Below are 22709 nucleotides of genomic sequence, written 5' to 3' on the forward strand. Positions count from 1 at the left end.
CAATGACATCACCGATGTTCGAAAAGATCGCGCTGGTCGGTATCGGCCTGATCGGCTCGTCGCTGGCCCGAATCATCCGCCGCGAGGGGCTGGCCCGTCACATCGCCATCTCGACCCGAAGCGCTGCGACGCTGGCGCGAGCGCGCGAACTTGGCCTTGGCGATTCCTACACCACGGATGCGAAAGAGGCGGTCCGCGATGCCGATTTGGTCATCGTTTCGGTGCCGGTCGGCTCTTCGGGCGCGGTCGCCGCCGAAATCGCCCCGGCGCTGAAGCCAGGCGCCATCCTCACCGATGTCGGCTCGACCAAGGCATCGGTCATCGCGCAAATGCAGCCGCATGTGCCCGATGGCGTGCACTTCATTCCCGGCCATCCGCTGGCCGGTACCGAAAAATCGGGACCGGATGCCGGTTTCGCCGATCTGTTCGAGAACCGCTGGTGCATCTTCACGCCGTTGCCCGACACTGATCCAGACGCGTTGGAAAAGCTCTCGGAATTCTGGCGGCGCTGCGGCTCCAACATCGACACGATGGACCCCCAGCATCACGACATGACGCTGGCCATCGTCTCGCATCTGCCGCACATCATCGCCTACAACATCGTCGGCACCGCCGACGATCTGCAGTCGGTGACCAAGTCCGAAGTCATCAAATATTCAGCCTCGGGTTTTCGCGACTTCACCCGTCTCGCCGCCTCCGATCCGACCATGTGGCGGGACGTCTGCCTGCACAACAAGGATGCCATCCTCGAAATGCTGGCGCGGTTTTCGGAAGACCTCGCCTCGCTGCAGCGGGCGATCCGCTGGGGCGACGGCGAAAAGCTGTTCGACCTGTTCACCCGCACCCGCGCCGTGCGCCGCTCGATCATCGAGGCCGGCCAGGACATCGACGTTCCCGATTTCGGACGCCAGGCCGTCGAGCACCCGGCAAAGGGCTGAGTTTTTCAGGCAGGCCAGTGAGCCGCCATCATCGCCAGCGTCTCGGTCCTGTCGGGCGCGCCCAGCCTGCCGCCAAAGCGCAGGCATTTGAGCGCCGCGGCGGCGCTGGCAAAGCGCAACGCGTGTTCGACCGGCATGGCTTCCGCCAATCCGACGGCAAAGGCGCCGTGGAACACGTCGCCGGCAGCCAGCGTGTCCACCGCCTTGATCCTTGGCGCGGCGACATGGCGCACGGATCCGGCGGAGCGGTCGAACCACCAGCTTCCCGCCGCGCCGCCCGTTACCGCGACGAGGGCATCGGTGCGTCGCGCCAGGGCTTCACAGGCCTGTTCCGGGCTAAGCTCCTTGCCGCAGAGGATGCGCGCCGCCGGCTCCGATGCGACAATGTGCGACGCCAGCGGAAACAGGCGTTCCAGCACGTCGAGCGGTGCGGTGTCGGCGTCGAGTATGGCTGGACGGCTGGTGGCTCGCGCCGCAGTCAGAGCCAGGGAGGCAGCGCCCGGCCAGCGCACATCGACCAGCACGGCGTCGAATGCGGAGAGGTCGGTGGCAGGCAGCTTCTCGGGATCGGCCTGGGCGCGCTTGTCATAGAAAGGCACGATGATGCGCTCGCCATGGGCATCGACCAGGATGGAGGACAGCGCCGATCGGGCACCGACGACGCGCCGGACAAATCCGCAATCGACGCCTTCAGCCTCGATCCCGGCGATCAGTTGGTCGCCGACGGCATCATCGCCCGCGCTCGCCCACAGCGATACCTCTGCACCGAGCCGGCGTGCCGCACAGGCAGCGCTCGATGCCATGCCTGCGGCGATCTGGACGCCGTCCGAGGCGATGAACTTGCCCTGATGCGCGGGCAGTGTATCGACGCGAAGGATCGTGTCGAGCGTCAGGGCGCCAACGCTGAGGAGGTTCACGGGTCTGTTCATGAGACTGTGCTATTCGACCGGCTTGATCTTGCCCAGCGGGATGAAGCCGAGCGAGGCCTTGCCCTTGACGATCCTGAGCGGCATTGACGGTTCGTTGCCGAGCAGTGCCAGGCCGGCAAAGCCCTGTTCGATCGGGCCTTTCTGCTCAGGAATGGCGGTGGCAAGGATTGCGGCCACGGCTTTCGGATCCTTCAGCTTGATCGTCAGCTCGGCGTTGACAAGGCCTTCGGCATCGACCGACACCGGGCCGGAAACGGTGATGCGCGCGGTTCCCGACGACAGATCGAGCTTGCGGATATCGACCGCCTGGCCACGCAGACTCTTGGTCTGCGTCTTGATCAGCGCCACGCCGTTCTTGAGCGTCGCGTCGCCGCTGCCGTCGAGCGGCGGCAGCACGCGTCCGCCGATCGCTTCGGGGTCGATTTCGAGATCGGCAAAGCTGCCGGTATAGTCGACGTCCCCGCCGTTAGGACGCAGTTGCCCCGCCGCCGTTCCGGCACTGAACAGCTCTACGGGGTCGGTGTCGTCGGCCGGATCGGTCTGGCCGGAAAGGCCTTCGGCCTGCAGTGAAATGCGCCGGGGCAAGGGCCAGGACAGGTTCACGCTGGCCTGCAGATTGTCCCAGTTGATCCACAACGGCACCATGCCGGGGACCGAGGTTCTGAGCGGTCCCCGCAGGTCGGCGACAGGCGACAAGGGCTGCGTGATCTGTGCGACGGCATTGAAGCTGCCGGTCGAGGCGGCAATGTTCCTGGCGTCATCCTCGTAAGCCATGTTGTCGCAGGAAACGGCAAAGCTGAGCGGGTAGCCGCTGACCGTGAGATTGGCGCACCCGGCCTCGATGCCGTTGCCGTTGAGCGCTGCCACCGCGCTGTCGGCTTCGCTTTTGACCCTGTCCGCCAGATAGAACCAGCCGCCACTGTAGATGCCGAACAGCACGACGATGAAAGCGGCAAGCCAGAACAGGCGGCGGCGGAAATTCGGCGGGCGCTCGTCACTTGACGTCATGCTGCGGCTCTCGTTAACGCGAATGTGGTGAGCGGGCTGTCGTTTTACGCCCAGCAAAAAGGTAGGCAGAACAACACCGATTCCGGTGCGGTGTCGTCACTCTAGTGCATCAGGCTCGGCGATATGGGCGATTTTTGGGTTTTTGGCTACGGGTCACTGATCTGGCGACCGGGATTCGCGCATGTCGAGACGCGGCGCGCGCGCCTGTACGGCTACCGCCGGTCGCTCTGCGTCTATTCCTTCGTGCATCGCGGAACGCGCGAGCGGCCAGGGCTGGTGCTCGGCCTCGACCATGGTGCTCCTGCATCGGGCTGGCCTTTCGCGTGCCCGGCGATTTGCGCGGCGAGGTCATTGCCTATCTGCGCGAGCGTGAACTGGTCACCAATGTCTATCTTGAGCGCGTACTCTCCGTCCGCCTCGACAAGGCCGGGACGAATGGGGGCGAGCCTGTCGAGGCAGTCACCTACATCGTCGACCGTCACCATGAACAGTATGCGGGTGGGCTCGATGAGGCCGATGCGGCTGATATCGTTCGCGGCGCCGTTGGCCAGTCCGGAAAGAACGAAGACTATGTGCTCAACACGCTGGAGCATCTCGAGGCGCTGGGCATCCGCGACCATTGGTTGGAAGAGGTGGCGCGGCAAGTCGCGCCTTTGTGAAGCCCTGGCTGGTTGGAAAACGCGACCAGGCCTTTGACGTCGCCGGGGCCAGACCTAGGTTAGGCTCCGGACCTGACGTCCGCCAGGGGCTTTCACCCGATCCATCCCCCAGAGCACTACGGAGATCAATCTTGCAGAAACGCCGTCTCGGTCACACCGACCTTTCCATCGCGCCGCTGGTTCTGGGCGGCAACGTCTTTGGCTGGACCGCCGACGAAAAAACCTCCTTCGACCTGCTCGACCGGTTTTTCGGCGGCGGCCTCAACGCCATCGACACCGCCGATGCCTATTCGCGCTGGATCGCCGGCCACACTGGCGGTGAGTCCGAGACCATCATCGGCAAATGGATGAAAAGCCGCGGCAATCGTGACAAGGTTGTCGTCATCACCAAGGTCGGTTCGGATATGGGGCAAGGCAAGAAGGACCTCTCCGCCGCCTATATCGAAAAGGCTATCGATGCCTCGTTGAAGCGGCTGCAGACCGATGTCGTCGATCTCTATCTGTCGCACTGGCCGGACCCGACCACCCCGTACGAGGAAACGCTCGGCGCCTACCAGACGCTGCTCGCCAAAGGCAAGATCCGCCACGTCGGCGCTTCCAATCTCGACGCCGGCCAGTTGCGCGCCGCGCTGGATGTCGCAAGCCTGCGCGGCCTGCCGCGCTACGAAGTGCTGCAGCCGGAATACAATTTGTACGATCGCTCGTCGCTCGATGGGCAGCTGCATGATTTGTGTGCAGACGAAGGTCTCGGCGTCATCACCTATTTCAGCCTCGCCAAGGGGTTCTTGAGCGGCAAGTACCGCAGCGAAGCCGATCTCGGCAAAAGCGCGCGTGGCGGCGGCGTTAAGGGCTATCTCAATGCGCGCGGTATGCGCATCCTTGCCGCGCTCGACGCAGTGTCGGCGCGTCACTCCGCCAAGCAGGCGGAAGTGGCGCTCGCCTGGGTGATGGCACGACCCGCCATCACCGCGCCGATCGCCAGCGCTACGACGCTGGAGCAGGTCGACAGCCTCGTGCGCGCCGCTGCGCTGAACCTCAGCTCGGAAGATGTGGCCGAACTCGACAGAGCGAGCGCGTAGTCGGGGTCTGATGTCAGGCTTTTGCGGCCGCGGCCAGCTCGCTCAACCGCTTCACTGCCGTCGGCGGCATAGCCGGCGGGTTCGGCGCCTGTGACGCTTCGATGAGGAGCTGGTCGCAGGCGGCTTCCGTATCGCCGATCAGCCGCTCCATGAATTCTTCCTTGTCCAATCCAGGGGGGATCGGCGGCAGGAAGCGCGCCTTGATCGTGCCGGGAAAGCGCAGGAACTTCCGGCGCGGCCAATAGAGGCCGGCGACATGGGCGACCGGCACCACAGGAACGCCAAGCTGTGTATAGAGCTCGACGATGCCGTATTTGTAGGCTGGCTCGTCGCCCGGCGGACGCCTTGTGCCTTCCGGGTAGATGATGAGCTGGCGCGGATTGCGTGCCATCTCCTGCCTGGTTGCCGCGACCACAGCCTTCAGCGCCTTGGAACGGCTGCCTCGATGGACCGGGATCATCCGCATTTTCAGGATGTACCAGCCGAAGAACGGGATCCAGGTCAGCTCGCGCTTCAGGATGTAGAGCGGATCGTTGAGGAAAGGGAAGAAGGCGATCGCGTCCCAGAAGGACTGATGCTTCGGCGCCAGGATGAAGGAACCCTCGGGCAGGTTTTCCTGGCCGGTGATCTCGCTTCTGGTCCCGGCGATCTTCTCATAGAGCCAAAGGCTGGTGCGCGACCAGAATTTCGGCACGAACCAGGCACGGTGACGCGGCGACAGGAAGTAGTAGGGCGTCCAGACAACCATCTGGACGATCAGATTGACATAGAAGACGAGGTTGAACGCCAGCGAGCGGATAAGGAGCATGCGGGAGGGCCCGGTGAGGAGGTGTGCGTTGGTTACACCAAGCGCGGGGAAAAAGGAAACGGCGCAGTGGCCGGAGATCGCTCCGGGCCTGCGATGAACCGCTATTGCGTTCATCAGCTCCGCCATGTCGCCTGCGCCAGCCGCTCCTTCACGCGCGGGGCGGCGAAATCGAGGAACGCACGCAGCTTCACCGGCAGCAGGCCCTGGCCGGCATGCACAAGGCTGACGGGCCACGGCGCAGGCTCGAACGCTTCCAGCACGGGATAGAGCGCGCCCGACCGGACCGCAGCTGATATCTGGTAGGAAAGCACCCGCGTCATGCCAACGCCGGCAATCGCGGCATCGATCGCAGCTTCGGCGGTGTTGACGCGAAGCCGCGAGCGGATCGGAACAGTGAGTTCGGCCTTGTCCGTGCCAAAGGTCCATGTGGCGAGCGCGGCAGGCCCCTCGAAGCTGATGCAGCTGTGCGCTGCAAGGTCTTTTGGGGTCTTCGGCGTGCCGTGTTCGGTCAGATAGGCCGGGCTCGCGCAAACGACGCGACGGATCGAGCCGACGCGGGTTGCGACCATGGTGCTATCGGGAAGCTCGCCGATGCGGATGGCGAGATCGATGTGTTCCTCGATCAGCTGGGTTATCCGGTCCGCGAGCGTCAGCTGGATGTCCACATCGGGGTAGGCCGCAAGGAATTCGGTGACGACCGGCAGCACATGCAGGCGGCCAAAGACGATCGGCGCGGTGATGATCAGTTCGCCCGTAGGCGCGCTGTATTCGCCGGCGGCGGCGCGCTCGGCCTCGCCGACCTCACCCAGAATGCGACGGCAGGCGACGAGATAGGCGTGACCGGCATCGGTCAGCGTCAGCTGCCGCGTCGAGCGGTTCAAGAGGCGTGTTTTCAGTTGCCGCTCCAGGTCGGAGACCTTGCGGCTGACTGTCGCCAGCGGGACACCGAAACGACGCCCGGCAGCGGAAAGGCTGCCGGCCTCCACGGCGGCAACGAAAAGCGACATGGCTTCGAGACGATCCATCATTCTTCCGGAAAGTGGAAGGACAAGTGGCAGGTATGTCACCTACATTGAAAAGATGGAAGGCTCTATCTCTGACGGGTAACACCGGCAGTTTGCCTTGGAGGAGTTTCCATGAACGCTCATGCCTTCACCAGCGACGTCGCCTTCACGCCAACCGTCAAGGCGATCCAGACCCGCAAGGGCTCCCGGCAGGCCTATGCCCGCGTCGAGGAACGTGGTGGCTGGCAGGCTGAGATCACGCCCGACCTCGCCGCCTTCATCGAGGCGCAGACCAGCGTCTTCCTGTCGACGGCCAACGGCGACGGCCAGCCCTACATCCAGCACCGCGGCGGGCCTGCCGGCTTCCTCAAGGTACTTGACGAGCAGACGATCGGCTTCACGGACTTTGCCGGCAACAGGCAGTTCATCACCCAGGGCAATCTGGACGACAACCCGCAGGCTTTCCTGTTCCTGATCGACTACGCCCATCGGCAGCGCATCAAGATCTGGGGCTCGGCACGCGTCGTCGAAGACGACGCCGAACTGACGGCAAAGCTGATGCCGCAGGACTACAAGGCACGTCCCGAGCAGGTCATCCTATTCACGGTCTCGGCCTGGGATTCCAACTGCTCGCAGCATATTCCGCAGCGCTTCGAAGCGGCCGACGTGGCCGCAGCGCTTGCCGAACGTGACAGGCGGATAGAGCGCCTCGAACAGGAGGTCGCGCGCCTGGGTGGAGCATCGGGCGTTGGCGGATGATCTGCGCCGATACAGTCAGCGCTTGACTGTTGAAACCTCGGCCAGCGCGATGCTGCCGCCGGTTTGGCGAACCGGCACGATGCCGCGCGCCAGCGCCAGCAGATATTTGCTGTACTCGGTCAGCAGCACGCGCAGCGCCTCGGGCTTGGTCAGCCAGCCGCCATTGCCGAGATTGGTGTTGACCACCGGATAGGGTTCGAGCCTGGCGCCGTGCAGCAGCCGGCCCATCTCCAGCAGGCTGCGCGGCATGTGGTAGTTGTTGGTGACGAGGATGACGGTGCCGTAGGCGTGGCTCTCCACCCATTTGGCGCTTTCCTCGGCATTGCCGATCGTGTCGAGCGCGGCGCGGTCGATGTCGACACAGCAGGAAAACAGCGCCTTGTTGCCGCCGGTCGCGGCCTGAAGCTGGCGGCGGCTGGCCGAAGGATGAACGCCGCTGATCAGCAGCCGCTCGCCCTTGCCGGAGGCCAGCAGATCGATTGCTGCATCAAGGCGCGACTGACCACCGGTGAGCACGATGATGGCGTCGGCCTTTGCGGGATTGGCCGGGGTCGTCAGATGGCTGACCGTGTTGGCAAACCAGCCGAAGCCACCGGCAAACAGCGCCACAAGCAGAAGCAGGAAGAGAGCGGAAATGCGCAGCGCAGCCATCATTCGGCCGCGCTCACGCGAACGGGCAACCACCACTGGCATCTGTCCAGCCGTTCCGGTTGAATTCCGCGCGTCCATCATCCTATGGTTAATCCTGAAATGTGGCCTTTGGAAGCTCACATTGCGTTACGGCAGTTTTCATCCGTGATAGCTCCTGGGCTGCATGTCGTTGTCCCAAGACCGCTGTGCACTGTTGGGCGACATGCATTAGCCTCCATCCGGTTGGCGAACATCGATGTCGCTGAGATAGGCGACGACAGTGGCGTGCGACGTCGCCGCCGTCAGTGCGCCGATCACCAGCACCATCAGGCCGACGCCGAGATAGCCTGCCGATCCGATGGCGAAATTGCCGAACAAGGCGGTCGCCTGATCGGCCTGAGGCGTTGCCATGTTGCGCGACGACCACCAGGAAAAGACGACGAAGACGAGTATCGCTGCGGCGCCGCCAGCGGCCGCGCCCTTCATGCCGGTGACGAGGAAATGCCGGCGAAATTCCCGCGCGATGAAGCGCGCCTCGGCGCCGACGAAATGCAGCACCTCGATGATGTGGCCGTTGCCGGCCATGGCGCCGCGCGTCGCGAACACCACGGTCAGCACGGTCGCCGACAGCATCAGCGCCAGTACGGCGATGCCGATGGTCACCGTCGTGCGGGCCATGGCGACCAGCCGGTCGACCCAGGTGCGATGATCGTCAAGTGATGCACTCGGCAGCTTGGGCGTGATCGCCGCGCGCATGGCGGCGAAATCGGGCGGGCTGCTCTCGTCGATGGTGACGATGATCAAACGCGGCACCGGCAGTTCATCGATGTTCAGGCCCGAGCCCAGCCACGGCTCCAGCAGACGTGCCGTTGCGTCGCGGTCGATGATCCGGGTAGCCTTAACGCCGGGGAACTCGCTGGCGAGTTGCGACGCCTGAGCAAGTGCAGCTTCCATGTCGAGGCCGTCGACGGGTTTGATCTGGATCGTCGCCTCTCGCGAAATCTGGTTCTCCCAGACCGAGGCGGTGTCGCGCACCAGCGTGACCGCGCCGAAGGTCAGGCACGACAGGAAGGTCATGATGGCGATGACCAGCACCAATGCCCGGCCGGCGATGTTCTGCGCCGGGACGATCGGCGCCATCTTGCGCTGGGCGCGCGGCTTCGCCTCGGCCTCCTCGATGGGCTGATCGCGGGGATGGTCGGCGGAAAGGTCAGTCATAGATATCGAGCCTTCCGCCGGCCAGGATCATGCGCCGCGCGTCGACCTGCTCCATCAGGCCGAGATCGTGGGTTGCGATCACCACCGCGGTGCCCAGCCGGTTGAGCTCGATGAATAGCCGCAAAAGCCTGCGCGCCAGTGGCGGATCGACATTGCCGGTCGGCTCGTCGGCAAGCAGGATCTCGGGCTGTTCGATGAGCGCCCGGGCGATCGCGGCGCGTTGTTTTTCACCACCGGACAGCACCGGTGGCAGCACATGCATGCGCTCGCCGAGGCCGACCCATTTCAGCAGCTCGGTGACGTCGGTGCGGTAGCTCGCTTCCTCGCGCCCGCGCACGCGCAGCGGCAGCGCCACATTCTCATAGGTGGTCATGTGGTCGAGCAGGCGAAAATCCTGGAACACGACGCCGATGCGGCGCCTCAGATGCGGCAGTTCGTTTCGCGAAATGCGCGAGCGGTCCTTGCCGAAGATGGTGATTAGGCCGCGCGTCGGCTTCAGCGACATGAACAACAGGCGCAGCAACGTCGTCTTGCCGGCGCCCGAAGGCCCGCTCAGGAACTGGAAGGAGCGCTCCGGAATGTGCAGGGAGATGTCGCGGAGGATTTCCGGACCCATGCCATAGCGGAGGCCGACATTTTCGAAGCGGATCACGTTCGACGACCTGAAACTCTTGGCGGCAACGAGCCAGCCTTTTCCTGGAAATGACCATCGGCCGGCATGGTTAACCCTTGGTTAATTTTCGAGCCTTTTCGGTTTGGCACAGGGTTTCCGGTGGGGAAGCGTTAACCATTTCCCTTTACGCAAAAGAAACGAAGAGCGAACAAGTGCTGCAATACTGGGGCCGTGATGGCTGAGGATCGAACCGCGCGCCCGGTTTCCGGCGAAATCATGACCGGACCAGCCGCCGCATCGGAATTGCGGGGTCCGCCAACCGACGTCATCGATGCCGATTATGAAGTGCTGCCGCGCTTTGCTCTGAAGGCGGAAGCCGTGCCGCCGCTTCCACGCGACATTGCCGCGCCGACGCTCGAAGGCATGGATATGCTGCGCAAGCCGGAAGCCGCATTGGGCCGGCCTCCGGCCGCGCGCGGCGGACCGATCTTCTGGATCGCCGGTGTCGGCGCAGCACTTGCCGCCTTCTGGGTCTCGGGTGGCCACGCGCTGGTGCGCCAACAGCCGTTCTGGGCAGCCGAGCAACAGGCTGGCGCTGCACTCAGCATTTCAGGCGTCACCTCCCGCGTCGATGCGTCCGGTCCCAGTCCGGTCCTGTTTGTCGATGGCGAAGCCGCCAATGACGGGGCGAAGGCCGCGCAGTTGCCACCGCTGGAAATCCGGGTCACCGGAAATGACAGCCACATCACCCGCTATACGTTGGGGACATCCAACCGTTCATTGGCGCCGGGCGAAAGATTTGGCTTTGCCAGCCGGCTCGACCTGCCTAGAAACGGGGTAAGGACCGTGTCGGTCACCTTCGCCAACTAGGCGACCATTCTGGGAAGGCGGAAAATGCCAGTCGTACGCGGCAAGGACATCGAAGTCCTGTTTTCGGCGTCCGCCATCGCGCGGCGGAATCTGGAGCTCGCCAAGGAGATCGCCGGGCACGATTACCATGACCTGCTGGTGATTTCGGTGCTGAAGGGATCCTTCATCTTCGCGGCCGACCTCATTCGTGCCATGCACGATGTCGGCCTGTCGCCCGAGGTCGAGTTCATCTTCATTTCCAGCTACGGCGCCGGCACCACCAGCGGCGAAGTGAGAGTGCTGCGCGACATCGACAATGAGGTCGCCGGCCGCGACGTGCTGTTGATCGACGACATCCTTGAATCGGGTAAGACGTTGTCTTTCACCCGCGAGCTGATGCTGTCGCGCGGCGCCAAGAGTTGTGCCATTGCAGTGCTGCTCGACAAGCGCATGCGCCGCCAGACCGCGCTCAACGCCGACTATGTCGGCTTCGACTGCCCCGATTATTTCGTCGTCGGCTATGGCATGGATGTCGCCCACGCCTTTCGCGAATTGCCGTTCGTCGGCATCGTCAAAGGTGATGCCTAGATTTCGTCTGTGATGCCGTTGGCGGTTCAGGAAAAGTCAACTTTTCCTCGCCAAGTATCGCGCCATGGCAAAGCTTCTAATCGTCGAGGACGATGAGTCCGTCCGCACCCTGGCCGCCCGCGCGTTCGAACGCGCGGGGCATAGCGTCGACATCGCCGCCGACGGCGCGCAAGGGCTCGCCCTGATCCGCGTAGCACTTGGCGGCTACGATCTTGTCGTCTCCGACATCCGTATGCCGGAGATGGACGGCATCGAAATGGCCAAGGCGGCCGCAGCCCAATTTCCGGCGATGAAGATCATGCTGATGACCGGCTATGCCGACCAGCGCGAGCGTGCCGAGGAGTTGAACGGCGTCATTCTCGACGTCGTGCAGAAGCCGTTCACGCTGGCCGAAATCCGCGCCCGTGTCGAACGGGCGCTTGCCTGCTTCGCCTGACTGCGGTCAGGCAGGATCGCTCGCGGCAAACGCCGCGCCCCTCTCCTTGCGCCGGCCGGCATTCAGCGCGAACAGACCAGCGCCGACGATGAGGGCCGCACCGATCACGGTTGTCGACTGCGGCACTTCGGCGAAGAACAGCAACCCCCACAGCGGCGACCAGATGATGCCGGTGTATTCGAAGGTGGCGACGCTGTTGGCCGGCGCCAGGCGGTAGGCCTGGGACAGGAGCAGCATGCCGGCCGAGGCGATGACGCCGCAGGCGGCCATTTTCAGGAAATCGATCGTCGTTGGCCAGGTCCAGGGCCTGACCAGGAACTCGAGGCTTGGATGGGCGGCGTGTTCGATGCCGAGCGCCATGAAAAGCCCGGCGATCAGAAGCGCGCCGGCGAGATAGACGCCGTTCTGATAGAAGGTCATCACCGGCGCGGTCACCGTGACGCTGACCTTGCGTGCCATCAATTGCGACAAGGCATAAAGCGCTGCCGAAAACAGCGACAGCAGCCCCGCCCATTCGAACACGCTGGCGCCGGGACGCAGCATGATGACGACGCCGATCATGCCGGCCGCCACCGACACCAGGCTTTTCCATGAGACGCGCTCGCCGAGATAGGGACCGGCCAGCAGCAGGATAAACAGCGGCGTGGTGAAGAACAGCGCCACCGCGTCGGCCAGCGGCAGTGCCGGCAGCGCCAGATAATAGGTGCCATAAGCCCCGAACATGATCAGCGCCCGGACCGTCAGGAAGCCGATGCTTTCGGCGAAGATGGCGCCAACACCGGTGTCCAGGTGAACGACGGCAAGAAGGATCGGCATGGCGACGATGGCGCGGATGGCGATCGCTTCGGTGACTGGATAGGCCCCGGAAATATCCTTGATCAGTGCGTCCTGCAGCGAAAACACTGCGACGCCGACGCAGAGGCAGAAAATACCGAGAAGGATGCGGTTCTGCATGGTCTTTCCAGACTGAAATCCTCGCCAATCCGTATCACATCCACATGCCGGCGGCTGTCAGGAGAAAAAGAACCCGCCACCGTTTCGGGCAGCGGGCACGAGTGAGGACTTTTCGATTGGTCCGCGGCTGATTTCGCAACCGCATGTCCAATGGGTGAGCTGACTATCATCCGACGTTTGACATGTTGCAAACGAATTGGAATGATGCCTGCGATCAGATTTTCTTATGGCGGCACCATGAAGCCTACGCTCGACAGCGATCTCCTGCGCACCTTCGTCGCCGTGGCCGAGACCGGCAATTTCACCAAGGCGGCGGCGCAGGCCGGCCGCACCCAGTCGGCGGTCTCGATGCAGATGAAGAAGCTCGAAGGCATGGTCGGCGATAGTCTGTTCGCGCGTGGTTCGCGCGGCGTGGTGCTGACGCGCCGCGGCGGCGAACTCATTGCCAACGCCAGGCGCATCGTTTCACTGCTCGACGAGACCGAGGCATCGATGGCGGCGCCGCCGCTCGGCGGACCGGTCCGTATCGGCATCCCGGCGGAATACGGCCACTCGATCCTGTCGCGCGCGCTTGGTGCCTTCGCCAAGCGCCATCCGCAGGTCGAGGTCACGGTGCGCTATGCCCATTCCGGCTCGCAGATGCGGGCGCTCGCTGCAGGCGACCTCGATCTCGCGGTGGTGTTCGAGTGGGAAGGTCTTTCGGGTGGCGAGGTGCTGATGCGCGATCCGACGGTGTGGGTAACGTCGACATTGCATCACATGCATGAGGAGCGGCCGGTGCCGATCGCTCTCTACAATCGCGACGGCTGGTGCCGCGACTTCGCCATCAAGTCGCTGGAGCAGCGCGGCGTCGGCTACCGCGTCGCCTATACCAGCGACACCAATGGCGGCCTGACGCTCGCTGTTACCTCCGGACTGGCGATCGCGCCGATCTCGCGCAGCAACATTCCGGCCGGCTGCCGCGAGCTTAGCGCTGCCGATGGTTTCGGCGATATCGACTCCTCGAATGTCGTCCTGCACCGCAATCCGACCGTTTCCGGCGAAGCTATCGACGGCATGGAAGAAGCGATCCGCGAGGCGTTCATCAACAAGCCAGGCGTTTGGCCGACGTCGGGAACGGACCCGACCTCGCCCTAAGACGCCGCGTTGAAACGGATAGCGGTGGGTTATTTCAGCTCAAGCAGCCGCTCGAGATAGCTGCGTTCGATGTCGGGGCTGAGCGCATTGCCGAGCCGCTTCCGGATCGCTTCCAGAATCTGGCGGGCACGTTGCACGTCGATCTCGTCCGGCACCTTTACCGAATCGCCGAAATCGGGACCGTCGCTGGCGCGGGGGCGTCCGAGCGGATCACGATCGGCATTCTGTTGGCGGCCGCCTTGCTCACTGCCGCCCTGGTCGCCCTGCATGGCCTGCAACTGCTTCATCATGTCCTTGGCGCCCTTGCGCAGCGCTTCCAGCGCGCGGCCCTGGTGACCGACGGCCTGGTCGCCTTCGCCTTCGCCGAGCGCCTGTTCGGCATTGCCCATCGATTTGCCGGCCTCGCCAAACCCCTCGCTGGGCTCAAGGCCCATGCCTTCGAGCCCCTTCTTCAGCTGTTCGAGGTCACTTTGCAGTTTGCCCTGACCTTCCTGCAACTGCTTCAGCGCCTCGGCGAATTCTTGGGGCGTCATCGGCTTCGGCTGGCCGAGCGGATCGTCACCCGGGCCGGGCTGGTCCTGGTCCTGTCCGCCGTTTTCGCCGAGCTGTTCGTCGCGGTTCTCTCCGCGCTGGCGCTGGCCACGCTGCATCTGGTCCATGCGGAAGGTGTCGTTCATCATCTCCTGCTGGCGCCGCATGATCTCGCCGAGCTTGTCCATCTGCTGGCGCATCTCGCTGTCTTGCTGATTGCCTTGCTGCTGGCGTCCGGCCTGCAGATTGTTCATCATGTCCTGCAGTTGCGAAAGCAGTTCCTGCGCCTTGTCGCGATCGCCGGACTTCGCCAGATTCTCGATCTGGTCCATCATGCGATCGATATCGCTCTGGCGTAGCTCTTGGCCGTTCTGCTGCATCTGCGGCGCATTCGGGTTCTGCTGCGCGCGCGCTGCGAATTCCTGCAGGAACTGGTTCATCGCCTCGCGCAGTTCCTTCATCGCCTTGTCGATTTCTTCGTCGCTGGCGCCGTTCTTGATCGCGTCCTGCAGCGCCTGCTGCGCCTGGCGCAGCCGCTTCTCAGCCGCCGACAGGTTGCCTTCCTCGATACCGAGCGCGATTTCCCAGAGATAGGACACTTCGCTGCGCAGCTTGTCGTCGTTGTCGGCCATCTTCAGCCGGCTGCGGGCGCTCATGATGGCGAGGTAGTGCGCCATGTTGTCGAACGTGTCCTCGGGCCGCAGTGTGATCGCGTCCATCAGGTCGAGCACGCGCTTCTTGGCATTGGCGTCGAGCGCCAGCATGCGGCGCTGCTCGATCACGGCCCTTGCCAGCGGATTGGAGAAAGGCCGCTCCGGCATCACCAGCGTCTTGGTTTCGCTGGTTGCGGTATGTCCGGCATCGTCGGTGGCCACGAGCGACAGCTTGATGTTGCCGCCGGCCCAGACATGCTCGGTCAGATCCTTGGTGGTCTTGGCGGCGTTCGCCTTGCCGCCGCGGCGCGGCAGTGTCAGCGGCATTTCGGGTGGGCCATAGAGCGGATGGGCGTTGGGCGCCTGCGGGTCGGCCAGCGCGATAACCGCGTTGGCGGTAGCCGCGCCATAGTCGTCGTCGATCTGGTAATTGAGTTCGAAGGCGCCGTTGGCGGCGCGTTTTGGCTGGCCGACGAAGCGGATCTGCGGCGGCTTGTCAGGGATCACCGCGAAAGCCCAGCGACCGAGGTCGTCTTCGCCCGATTTCAGCGTCAGCGTGCCGTCGGCCGTCAGCTTGCCGGTGAACTGGCGCAACTTGGGCGTGGCCGCGCTTGCCACAGGCTTGGCGGTGGTGGCCTGCGGTCCGGTCGGGTCGATGGCGCGGGCGTTGCCGCCGGCGTCGGCGTAGCTCAGCGTTTCTTCGCCCGAACCGCCGGTGACGCGCAGCGAGATGTCGCTGCCCTGCGGCACGGTGAAGATGGGGGCCGCCTGATTGGCATTGGCATCGAGGAAGACCGGGGCAGTAAGGAATACCGGTGGCTTGCCAGTATAGGCAGGCGGCGTCACCCAGGCATCGATGCGCGGCGGCACCGCGTCGCGCGCGGCGTGAGCACTGAAGCCGTCGCCTATCCTGCCGCCCGATGGTCCGAAAGAAAAGGCAAAAGCGGTGACCAACAAAAGCGCCGCCACGGCGCGTAGCCCCCACGGGTCACGTTCCGGGACATGGGCGCGCGGCAGGTCGGCGCCGAGGTTGCCGAGCTGATCCGCCATGCGTTTCTGATGTTCGCGCCACAGCGCTTGCGAAAACCCGCTTTCCTTGCCACTCGGCCGGTCGGTCTGCACCAGCACCGGGCTGTGGAGCAAGTTGTTGGCGGCTTCGATCCGCCGATCGATCTCGGCAGCGGTCGGCATCTTGAAGAAACGCAGCGGATAGAGCGCCGTAAGGCCGGCGAAGCCGAATGCCGCGACGAGACCAATGCGCGCCATGTCGGGCAGGCGAGGGAACAGGCCAAGCCAGGAGACGCTAAGGAACAGGCTGGCGACGATGACCAACGGCAGCAGCAACGGCCAGCCACGCTCGACCATCATCGCGACTCGCGTCGCCAGCCGGCTCAAGGCAAGGCGCCCGGCCAGGCCGCGATCGCTGCTGGAAGTGGGTCGTTGCTGCGTCATCGGCCCTTCCTGTCCGGGCGGGATGGCCCGAACCTCATGACTCGAAGAATACCAGCAAACACGGCAAAGGCGAGGCGGGTTTTGAAAACGTGAACTGAGGTTGCATCGTCCGCAACCAGACCATGATCCCGAGAAGTCGAGACAGATCCTTGGAAAAGATCATGGCCAAACAAAGAGATAGGACCCATCCCGATCCTATCGGGGTGGATCAGGCTCTAGAATTTCGCGGGATTTGCGTTTGCACCGCAGACCAGCACGGCGATGCGCTCGCCAGGCGACGGTGCATAGCGGCCTGACAGGATCGCCGCAAAGGCGGCTGCGCCACCCGGCTCGGAGATGATTCGCACCCGGTTCCACAACGCCGCCTGCGCGGCGATGATGTCGTCGTCGCTGACCAGTATCGAGCGTTCGACGAAGGCCTCGGCGATCGGAAACATCATTTCGCCGACGCGCTTGGGCGCCAGCGAATCGGCGGCGACACCTTCCGCCGGCGCATCGACCGGCCGGCCGGCCTCGAAGGCGCGGTGGAGCGTCGGCGCGCCCTCGGGCTCGACGGCGATGATCCTGATGCGGCCGGCGAACCAGGCGGCGATGCCGCCGATCAGGCCGCCGCCGCCGACGGCGACCAGCAGCGTGTCGAGTTCCGGCAGGTCGGCCTCGATCTCGAGCCCAAGCGTGTCTTGTCCGACCAGCGTTTCCTCCTGGTTGAAGGCGTGGATCTGCAGTGCGCCGGTTTTTTGGGCAAAGCTTTCGCTGGCAGCCAGGGCCTCGGCATAGCGCGCGCCGCCGACAACCAGATCGGCGCCGTAGCTGCGGATGCGCTCCAGCTTGGCCGGCGGGCTGACTTCGGGAACGAAGATGGTCGCCTTGTGGCCGAGCCGCATGGCGGCATAGGCGACGGCTGCGCCATGGTTGCCGCCCGATGCCGCGACAACGCCGGCCTTGGGCACCGACCGCTCGAGAAGATTGGTGAAGGCGCCGCGCGCCTTGAACGAGCCGGAGTGCTGCAGGCATTCGAGTTTCAGGTCGACCGCCATTTGCGGACGATCAAAATCCACCATGTCGACGCGCAACACCGGCGTGTGGCGCACGAAAGGCCGGATGCGCGGCTCCATTGCGGCGATGCGTTCACGGGTAATGGTGCTGCCGTTCGACATGGCTTGCTCCTGGAGGTTGAGCGGACCTTCGGTTCGGGAACCGTGGTCTATTCCAACCAGTCGGGCAGCGAATCCAGCCCGATCAGCTCTTCATAAGTCTGGCGCGGGCGCACGACATGGAAGCGGTCGCCATCGACCAGAACCTCTGCTACCAGCAGGCGCGTGTTGTAGGTGCCGGCCTGCACCGCGCCATAGGCGCCGGCGGTGGCAATGGCGATCAGGTCGCCGGACTTCAGCCTGGGGAGGTCGCGGTCGAGGCCGAGATAGTCGCCGGTCTCGCAGACCGGACCGACCACGTCGACCATCATGCGCGGCGCCGCGGCGGGCTGCTGCACCACCGGCTTGATGTCATGGAAGGCATCGTAGAGCGTCGGCCGGATCAGATCGTTCATGGCGGCATCGACGACCAGGAAATTCTTAGCGTCGCCTTCCTTCACGAAGATCACTTCCGAGACAAGAATGCCGGCATTGCCGACGATCAGCCGGCCCGGCTCGAACATCACCTTCAGCCCGAGCTTGGTGACATGCTTCCTGACGATCTGCGCATAGGCGTCGGGCAAAGGCGGCGGACTGTTATCGACGCGGTAGGGGATGCCGAGGCCACCGCCGAGATCGACATGCTCGATGGCATGCCCGTCGGCACGCAAGGCGCCGACCAGGTCGACGAGCAATGCGAAGGCGTCGTCGAAGGGCTGCAGCTCGGTGATCTGGCTGCCGATATGGGTGTCGATGCCGGTGATCTTGATGCCCGGCAGAAGTGCTGCGCGGGCATAGACCTGCCGCGCTTTCTGCCACGGAATACCGAACTTGTTCTCGGCCTTGCCGGTCGAGATCTTCTTGTGGGTCCTGGCATCGACATCCGGGTTGATGCGCAGTGAGATCGATGCCACCTTGCCCAGTGCCGTGGCGCGCGCCGAGAGCAGTTCGAGTTCAGGTTCGGATTCGACGTTGAAGCAGAGGATGCCGGCGGCAAGCGCAAGGTCCATTTCGCGCGCGGTCTTGCCGACGCCCGAAAACAGGATCTTGTTCGCCGGAATGCCGGCGGCCAATGCGCGGCGCAATTCGCCTTCCGAGACCACGTCGGCGCCGGCGCCAAGTCTGGCCAGCGTTCTCAGCACCGCCTGGTTGGAATTCGCCTTCATGGCGTAGCAGACCAGCGTGTCGAGCCCGGCAAAGGCCTCGGCGAAGACGCGGAAATGCCTGGTCAGCGTCGCCGTCGAATAGCAGTAGAATGGTGTGCAGACGCTCGCGGCGATGTCTGAAATCGCCACGTCCTCGGCATGCAGCACGCCGTCGCGGTAGTCGAAATGGTTCACGAGAGTGGTTCCGAAAAGGTCAGAGCAGCGGGTCGAGAATGAACTTCTTGTCCTCGACCGGTTTTTCCGGCTCCGGCGGCACAGCTTGCTTGGCCCTCTCGGCATCCTTGCGCGCCTGCACGGCGGCCTCATAAGGCGTGTCGAGACCGGCCTTCCTGCCGCAGGCCGTAACGGCCGCCATCGCCGCCAGCAGCGTCAGCGTCACCAAAATCCTGCTTCCGGTCATCGATCCATCCGTCCGAAACTCTTGTCCGCCGCTGCTTCTAGCCGAGTTTTCGGCGCATTGCACCCCGGCCTAGGCTTTGGCCAGCTGCTTTTTCCAATAGCGGATCTGCTTCCTCACTTCCGACGGCGCGGTGCCGCCGAAGCTGACGCGGCTCTTCACCGAATTCTGCACCGCAAGCACCGAGAAGATGTCGGCGGTGATGCCGGGGTGGATGGACTGCAGATCTTCCAGCGAGAGCTTGTCGAGCCCGACCTTCTTGTCTTCGGCCAGCGCCACGGCGCGGCCGGTTACGTGATGTGCCTCGCGGAATGGCAGGCCGAGGGTGCGCACCAGCCAGTCGGCAAGATCGGTCGCGGTCGAATAGCCGGCGCCGGCAGCCTTCTTCATGGCCACGGCGTTGACCGTCATGTCGCGCACCATGCCGGTCATCGCCGCCAGCATCAGGTCGAGCGTCTCGGCGGCATCGAAGACGGATTCCTTGTCTTCCTGCATGTCCTTGCCATAGGTCAGCGGCATGCCCTTCATCACCGTCAGCAGGCCGACCAGATGGCCGGTGACGCGGCCGGTCTTGCCACGCACCAGTTCGGCTGCATCGGGGTTCTTCTTCTGCGGCATGATCGACGAGCCGGTGGAGAAGCTGTCCGACAGCCTGACGAAGCCGAATTGCGGCGTCGACCAGATGATGATCTCTTCGGCCAGCCGCGACAGATGCGTGGCGCAGATTGCCGCCAGGGCCAGGAATTCGAGCGCGAAATCGCGATCGGAAACGCTGTCGAGCGAATTGCGCATCGGCTCGCGAAAGCCAAGGCTCTTCGCCGTCTGGTGCCGGTCAATGGGGAAGCTGGTGCCGGCAAGGGCGGCTGCGCCCAATGGGCTTTCGTCCATCCGCTCGATGGCGTCGCGGACGCGCGACAGGTCGCGCGAAAACATCTCGACATAGGCCATGCAGTGGTGGCCAAAGGTAACCGGCTGTGCTGCCTGCATGTGGGTGAAGCCCGGCATCACCGTCGCCGCATGCTCCTCGGCGCGTTCCAGGAAGGCCGCGATCAGGCCCTTCAGCGCCTCGGCGACGCGGAAGCATTCGTCCTTTACCCAGAGCCTGAGGTCCACTGCCACCTGGTCGTTACGCGAGCGGGCGGTGTGCAGGCGTCCGGCGGCCGGGCCGATCAGGTCGGCAAGGCGGGCCTCGACATTCATGTGGATGTCTTCCAGCCGGGTCGAGAACTCGAATGTGCCGGCCTCGATCTCTGCCAGGATCGTGTTCAGCCCGTGAGCGATTTTTTCTTGATCGGCCGCCGAAACAATGCCCGTTTGCGCCAGCATTTCGCTGTGGGCGATCGAGCCTCTGATATCCTGCGCGTAGAGTTTGCGGTCGAAGCCGATCGACGCGTTGATCGCTTCCATGATCGCGGCCGGACCCGAGGCAAAACGTCCGCCCCACATCTGGTTGCTGGCCTTCTTGTCGCTCATCGCTATAACCCGTGCTCCGGAGCAGTATTCAGAAAATGGCAGACGGCAATAGATTTTTCCCGGCCCCGCGCCTGATCCTCGCCGCTTTGGTGGCGGGCGTGCTGGCCGGCGCGGTCGCGGTATATGTCAGCGAGAGCGGTTCTGGCAACAACGCTCCGGCACAAGTCGCTGTCGGCGACAGCAAGGACGATGTCGCCTGCGCCGCCAAGACCGACCGCGCCAGGAAGGTTGCCGCCGCGGCCACCGGCCAGGTAGCCGCGCTTTTGCCGGCCGACCCGCCGCAATCGCTGAAAAGCCTCGCCTTCAACGATCCCGACGGCAAGCCGATGACGATCGCCGACCATGCTGGCAAGACGCTGCTGCTCAATCTGTGGGCGACATGGTGCGCGCCCTGCCGCGCCGAAATGCCGGCGCTCGACGCGCTGCAGAAGGAGATGGGCAGCGATGCCTTTCAGGTCGTTGCCGTCAATGTCGATACCGGCGACGATACCAAGCCGAAGAAGTTCCTCGGGGATATCGGCGTCGAGGCGCTCGGTTATTATCGAGATCCGACGATAGCGCTGTTCAACGACGTCAAGACGCGCGGCCTGGCGCTCGGCCTGCCGGTCACGATGCTGATCGACGGTGAGGGCTGCCTGATCGCCCATATGAACGGCCCGGCCGAATGGTCCGGACCGGACGCCAAGCGGCTGGTCGAGGCGGCGCTGAGCCCATCAGGCTGAGTGCAGAGCGGTCGGCGATCGTCGACGGATCTGCCATGTCCATGGATCGTTGAGCCGGCTTGGTATTTCTCTCCATCCTCCTCCGGGACGATGGAACGCTATTTTAGCCGGATATGAATTTCATAAAACAGCAACAAAACCGTTGTCCGATCGTCACGTGCGACACATATTGCCGTTGCGGGAGTGCCCCTTTCGCCAATGACAAACGGGAGATGAAACATGAAGTTGTTCGGCTTCGCGGCCGGTGTTGCCGCCACCTTGACCCTGCTTTCCACCACCTCGGCCTTCGCCGTCACCCAGATCAGCTGGTGGCATGCCATGACGGGCGCCAATGCCGAGGTTGTCGACAAGATCGCCAAGGATTTCAATGCCAGCCAGAGCGACTATGAGATCCTCCCCGTGTTCAAGGGTACTTATCCCGAGACACTGAATGCCGGCATCGCTGCCTTTCGTGCAGGTCAAGCGCCCGATATTATCCAGGTGTTCGACGTGGGTACCGGCGTCATGATGGCCGCCGAAGGCGCGATCAAACCGGTGGCCGATGTGCTGACCAGCGCCGGCATGACCTTCGACAAGAGCCAGTATTTGCCTGGCATCGTCGGCTATTATTCGAAGCCGGACGGCACCATGCTGTCCTTCCCCTACAATTCCTCCTCGCCAATCCTCTACTACAACAAGGATATCTTCCAGAAGGCCGGGCTTGATGTGAACAACCCGCCCAAGACCTGGAACGAGGTGTGGGAAGCAGCCAAGAAGATCAAGGCGAGCGGCGCCGCCTCCTGCGGCTATACCTCGACCTGGCTGACCTGGATCCACCTCGAGGCTTTCGCCGCCTGGAACGACGTTTCCTATGGCACCAACCAGAACGGACTTGCCGGCACCGACGTCGAACTCAAGATCAATGCGCCGATCTTCGTCAACCATTTCCAGGCGCTAGCCGACCTGGCCAAGGACGGCACCTTCAAATATGGCGGCCGCACCTCCGAAGCCAAACAGATATTCCTCGCCGGCGAATGCGGCATCTTCACCGAATCGTCGGGTGGCCTCGGTGACATCGTCAAGTCGGGCATGAACTACGGCATCGGCCAGCTTCCCTATGATACCGACGCCAAGGGGGCGCCGCAGAACACCACGCCGGGCGGAGCCAGCCTGTGGGTGTTCGGCGACAAATCGGACGAGGAATACAAGGGCGTCGCGGCGTTCTTCTCCTACCTGTCCAAGACTGAAGTGCAGGAATATCTGCATCAGAAGTCAGGTTACCTGCCGGTGACGCTCGCTGCCTACGAGGCAACCAAGAAGTCCGGCTTCTATGACAAGAACCCCGGCCGGGAGACGCCGATCCTGCAGATGCTGGGCAAGGCGCCGACCGAGAATTCGAAGGGCGTGCGCCTCATCAACTTGCCGCAGGTGCGCGACATCGAGAACGAGGAGTTCGAGAAGATGCTGGCCGGTCAGCAGACTGCCCAGCAGGCGCTCGACAACGCGGTCGCACGCGGCAACAAGGCTATCCAGGAAGCGATCGGGAACTGAAGCGATTTGTCTCAGTTGAATGAATCTCGTCCACGCAGACCTG

At 63.8% G+C, this 22709-nt stretch carries 22 protein-coding genes and 1 pseudogene; 10 read left to right on the plus strand and 13 right to left on the minus strand.

Annotation, left to right across the window (positions count from 1 at the left end; genetic code table 11):
- Nucleotides 1–2 precede the first annotated feature (2 nt).
- Nucleotides 3–938, plus strand: coding sequence for a prephenate/arogenate dehydrogenase family protein (locus LHFGNBLO_RS12245; protein ID WP_258607499.1), 936 nt, complete (start codon nucleotides 3–5; stop codon nucleotides 936–938).
- Between the two features lie 5 nt (nucleotides 939–943).
- Here LHFGNBLO_RS12245 and LHFGNBLO_RS12250 read toward each other — a convergent pair whose 3' ends face one another.
- Both LHFGNBLO_RS12250 and LHFGNBLO_RS12255 read right to left on the minus strand, forming a co-directional pair.
- Nucleotides 944–1867 (minus strand): sugar kinase, encoded by a 924-nt coding sequence (locus LHFGNBLO_RS12250; protein ID WP_258607501.1) that lies wholly within the window; start codon nucleotides 1865–1867, stop codon nucleotides 944–946.
- Nucleotides 1868–1876: 9 nt separating this feature from the next.
- Nucleotides 1877–2875, minus strand: coding sequence for a DUF2125 domain-containing protein (locus LHFGNBLO_RS12255; protein WP_258607503.1), 999 nt, complete (start codon nucleotides 2873–2875; stop codon nucleotides 1877–1879).
- A 123-nt stretch (nucleotides 2876–2998) separates the two neighbouring features.
- On the opposite strand from LHFGNBLO_RS12255, the pseudogene LHFGNBLO_RS12260 reads away from it, so the two are divergent.
- A pseudogene (locus LHFGNBLO_RS12260) lies at nucleotides 2999–3534 on the plus strand (gamma-glutamylcyclotransferase).
- A gap of 131 nt (nucleotides 3535–3665) precedes the next feature.
- Complete coding sequence (locus LHFGNBLO_RS12265) at nucleotides 3666–4613, plus strand: aldo/keto reductase (RefSeq protein ID WP_258607505.1); 948 nt, start codon at nucleotides 3666–3668, stop codon at nucleotides 4611–4613.
- Between the two features lie 13 nt (nucleotides 4614–4626).
- Here the strand turns inward: LHFGNBLO_RS12265 and LHFGNBLO_RS12270 are convergent, their stop codons facing one another.
- Nucleotides 4627–5421, minus strand: coding sequence for a lysophospholipid acyltransferase family protein (locus LHFGNBLO_RS12270; protein WP_258607507.1), 795 nt, complete (start codon nucleotides 5419–5421; stop codon nucleotides 4627–4629).
- Between the two features lie 113 nt (nucleotides 5422–5534).
- A complete protein-coding gene (locus LHFGNBLO_RS12275; protein ID WP_258607509.1) occupies nucleotides 5535–6446 on the minus strand; it encodes a LysR family transcriptional regulator in 912 nt (303 codons plus the stop codon).
- A gap of 111 nt (nucleotides 6447–6557) precedes the next feature.
- Between LHFGNBLO_RS12275 and LHFGNBLO_RS12280 the strand changes: the two genes are divergently transcribed.
- A complete protein-coding gene (locus LHFGNBLO_RS12280) occupies nucleotides 6558–7184 on the plus strand; it encodes a pyridoxamine 5'-phosphate oxidase family protein (RefSeq protein ID WP_258607516.1) in 627 nt (208 codons plus the stop codon).
- A 15-nt stretch (nucleotides 7185–7199) separates the two neighbouring features.
- On the opposite strand, the gene LHFGNBLO_RS12285 is transcribed toward LHFGNBLO_RS12280, so the two are convergent.
- The 3 genes from LHFGNBLO_RS12285 to ftsE form a co-directional block, all read right to left on the minus strand.
- Nucleotides 7200–7916, minus strand: a complete 717-nt coding sequence (locus tag LHFGNBLO_RS12285; protein WP_258607518.1) for a YdcF family protein — start codon at nucleotides 7914–7916, stop codon at nucleotides 7200–7202.
- Nucleotides 7917–8042: 126 nt separating this feature from the next.
- Complete coding sequence (locus LHFGNBLO_RS12290; RefSeq protein WP_258607520.1) at nucleotides 8043–9032, minus strand: cell division protein FtsX; 990 nt, start codon at nucleotides 9030–9032, stop codon at nucleotides 8043–8045.
- On the minus strand, nucleotides 9025–9684 hold the full coding sequence (gene ftsE / locus LHFGNBLO_RS12295) for a cell division ATP-binding protein FtsE (protein ID WP_258607522.1): 660 nt from the start codon (nucleotides 9682–9684) through the stop codon (nucleotides 9025–9027). The genes LHFGNBLO_RS12290 and ftsE overlap by 8 nt, the downstream gene beginning before the upstream one ends.
- A 192-nt stretch (nucleotides 9685–9876) precedes the next feature.
- On the opposite strand from ftsE, the gene LHFGNBLO_RS12300 reads away from it, so the two are divergent.
- The 3 genes from LHFGNBLO_RS12300 (at nucleotide 9877) to LHFGNBLO_RS12310 (ending at nucleotide 11518) form a co-directional block, all read left to right on the plus strand.
- Complete coding sequence (locus LHFGNBLO_RS12300) at nucleotides 9877–10515, plus strand: hypothetical protein (RefSeq protein WP_258607524.1); 639 nt, start codon at nucleotides 9877–9879, stop codon at nucleotides 10513–10515.
- A gap of 24 nt (nucleotides 10516–10539) precedes the next feature.
- On the plus strand, nucleotides 10540–11082 hold the full coding sequence (hpt, locus tag LHFGNBLO_RS12305) for a hypoxanthine phosphoribosyltransferase (protein ID WP_258607525.1): 543 nt from the start codon (nucleotides 10540–10542) through the stop codon (nucleotides 11080–11082).
- A gap of 64 nt (nucleotides 11083–11146) precedes the next feature.
- Nucleotides 11147–11518 (plus strand): response regulator, encoded by a 372-nt coding sequence (locus LHFGNBLO_RS12310; RefSeq protein ID WP_258607527.1) that lies wholly within the window; start codon nucleotides 11147–11149, stop codon nucleotides 11516–11518.
- A 6-nt stretch (nucleotides 11519–11524) separates the two neighbouring features.
- On the opposite strand, the gene LHFGNBLO_RS12315 is transcribed toward LHFGNBLO_RS12310, so the two are convergent.
- Nucleotides 11525–12472: a DMT family transporter gene (locus tag LHFGNBLO_RS12315; RefSeq protein ID WP_258607529.1), complete on the minus strand. Its 948-nt coding sequence runs from the start codon at nucleotides 12470–12472 to the stop codon at nucleotides 11525–11527.
- A gap of 237 nt (nucleotides 12473–12709) precedes the next feature.
- Between LHFGNBLO_RS12315 and LHFGNBLO_RS12320 the strand changes: the two genes are divergently transcribed.
- Entirely contained in the window at nucleotides 12710–13609 is a 900-nt protein-coding gene (locus tag LHFGNBLO_RS12320) for a LysR family transcriptional regulator (protein WP_258609695.1), read from the plus strand.
- A 29-nt stretch (nucleotides 13610–13638) separates the two neighbouring features.
- Here the strand turns inward: LHFGNBLO_RS12320 and LHFGNBLO_RS12325 are convergent, their stop codons facing one another.
- The 5 genes from LHFGNBLO_RS12325 to argH form a co-directional block, all read right to left on the minus strand.
- Nucleotides 13639–16245 (minus strand): TIGR02302 family protein, encoded by a 2607-nt coding sequence (locus LHFGNBLO_RS12325; RefSeq protein ID WP_258607531.1) that lies wholly within the window; start codon nucleotides 16243–16245, stop codon nucleotides 13639–13641.
- Nucleotides 16246–16460: 215 nt separating this feature from the next.
- Nucleotides 16461–17402 carry a threonine/serine dehydratase gene (locus LHFGNBLO_RS12330; RefSeq protein WP_258607532.1) on the minus strand — a complete coding sequence of 314 codons (942 nt, stop codon included), beginning with the start codon at nucleotides 17400–17402 and terminating at the stop codon, nucleotides 16461–16463.
- Between the two features lie 47 nt (nucleotides 17403–17449).
- A complete protein-coding gene (gene lysA / locus LHFGNBLO_RS12335; RefSeq protein ID WP_258607533.1) occupies nucleotides 17450–18718 on the minus strand; it encodes a diaminopimelate decarboxylase in 1269 nt (422 codons plus the stop codon).
- Nucleotides 18719–18737: 19 nt separating this feature from the next.
- Nucleotides 18738–18944 carry a hypothetical protein gene (locus LHFGNBLO_RS12340; RefSeq protein ID WP_258607535.1) on the minus strand — a complete coding sequence of 69 codons (207 nt, stop codon included), beginning with the start codon at nucleotides 18942–18944 and terminating at the stop codon, nucleotides 18738–18740.
- 69 nt (nucleotides 18945–19013) lie between these two features.
- Nucleotides 19014–20414 (minus strand): argininosuccinate lyase, encoded by a 1401-nt coding sequence (gene argH, locus LHFGNBLO_RS12345; protein WP_258607536.1) that lies wholly within the window; start codon nucleotides 20412–20414, stop codon nucleotides 19014–19016.
- A gap of 35 nt (nucleotides 20415–20449) precedes the next feature.
- On the opposite strand from argH, the gene tlpA reads away from it, so the two are divergent.
- A complete protein-coding gene (gene tlpA, locus LHFGNBLO_RS12350; RefSeq protein WP_258607539.1) occupies nucleotides 20450–21136 on the plus strand; it encodes a thiol:disulfide interchange protein TlpA in 687 nt (228 codons plus the stop codon).
- A 219-nt stretch (nucleotides 21137–21355) separates the two neighbouring features.
- Nucleotides 21356–22666 carry a sn-glycerol-3-phosphate ABC transporter substrate-binding protein UgpB gene (gene ugpB / locus LHFGNBLO_RS12355; protein WP_258607547.1) on the plus strand — a complete coding sequence of 437 codons (1311 nt, stop codon included), beginning with the start codon at nucleotides 21356–21358 and terminating at the stop codon, nucleotides 22664–22666.
- Nucleotides 22667–22709 lie beyond the last annotated feature (43 nt).

Origin of the sequence: Mesorhizobium sp. AR10 (assembly GCF_024746795.1) — a bacterium.
GTDB lineage: Bacteria > Pseudomonadota > Alphaproteobacteria > Rhizobiales > Rhizobiaceae > Mesorhizobium.

Bases quoted from the DNA above. Each gene is read 5' to 3' on its own strand.
- LHFGNBLO_RS12285 (WP_258607518.1), bottom strand. From the start codon at position 7,916: ATGATGGACGCGCGGAATTCAACCGGAACGGCTGGACAGATGCCAGTG.
- LHFGNBLO_RS12270 (WP_258607507.1), bottom strand. From the start codon at position 5,421: ATGCTCCTTATCCGCTCGCTGGCGTTCAACCTCGTCTTCTATGTCAAT.
- LHFGNBLO_RS12325 (WP_258607531.1), bottom strand. From the start codon at position 16,245: ATGACGCAGCAACGACCCACTTCCAGCAGCGATCGCGGCCTGGCCGGG.
- LHFGNBLO_RS12320 (WP_258609695.1), top strand. From the start codon at position 12,710: ATGAAGCCTACGCTCGACAGCGATCTCCTGCGCACCTTCGTCGCCGTG.
- LHFGNBLO_RS12245 (WP_258607499.1), top strand. From the start codon at position 3: ATGACATCACCGATGTTCGAAAAGATCGCGCTGGTCGGTATCGGCCTG.
- LHFGNBLO_RS12310 (WP_258607527.1), top strand. From the start codon at position 11,147: ATGGCAAAGCTTCTAATCGTCGAGGACGATGAGTCCGTCCGCACCCTG.
- LHFGNBLO_RS12250 (WP_258607501.1), bottom strand. From the start codon at position 1,867: ATGAACAGACCCGTGAACCTCCTCAGCGTTGGCGCCCTGACGCTCGAC.
- LHFGNBLO_RS12330 (WP_258607532.1), bottom strand. From the start codon at position 17,402: ATGTCGAACGGCAGCACCATTACCCGTGAACGCATCGCCGCAATGGAG.
- LHFGNBLO_RS12275 (WP_258607509.1), bottom strand. From the start codon at position 6,446: ATGGATCGTCTCGAAGCCATGTCGCTTTTCGTTGCCGCCGTGGAGGCC.
- ugpB (WP_258607547.1), top strand. From the start codon at position 21,356: ATGAAGTTGTTCGGCTTCGCGGCCGGTGTTGCCGCCACCTTGACCCTG.
- LHFGNBLO_RS12290 (WP_258607520.1), bottom strand. From the start codon at position 9,032: ATGACTGACCTTTCCGCCGACCATCCCCGCGATCAGCCCATCGAGGAG.
- tlpA (WP_258607539.1), top strand. From the start codon at position 20,450: ATGGCAGACGGCAATAGATTTTTCCCGGCCCCGCGCCTGATCCTCGCC.
- LHFGNBLO_RS12255 (WP_258607503.1), bottom strand. From the start codon at position 2,875: ATGACGTCAAGTGACGAGCGCCCGCCGAATTTCCGCCGCCGCCTGTTC.
- argH (WP_258607536.1), bottom strand. From the start codon at position 20,414: ATGAGCGACAAGAAGGCCAGCAACCAGATGTGGGGCGGACGTTTTGCC.
- LHFGNBLO_RS12280 (WP_258607516.1), top strand. From the start codon at position 6,558: ATGAACGCTCATGCCTTCACCAGCGACGTCGCCTTCACGCCAACCGTC.
- LHFGNBLO_RS12340 (WP_258607535.1), bottom strand. From the start codon at position 18,944: ATGACCGGAAGCAGGATTTTGGTGACGCTGACGCTGCTGGCGGCGATG.
- LHFGNBLO_RS12315 (WP_258607529.1), bottom strand. From the start codon at position 12,472: ATGCAGAACCGCATCCTTCTCGGTATTTTCTGCCTCTGCGTCGGCGTC.
- hpt (WP_258607525.1), top strand. From the start codon at position 10,540: ATGCCAGTCGTACGCGGCAAGGACATCGAAGTCCTGTTTTCGGCGTCC.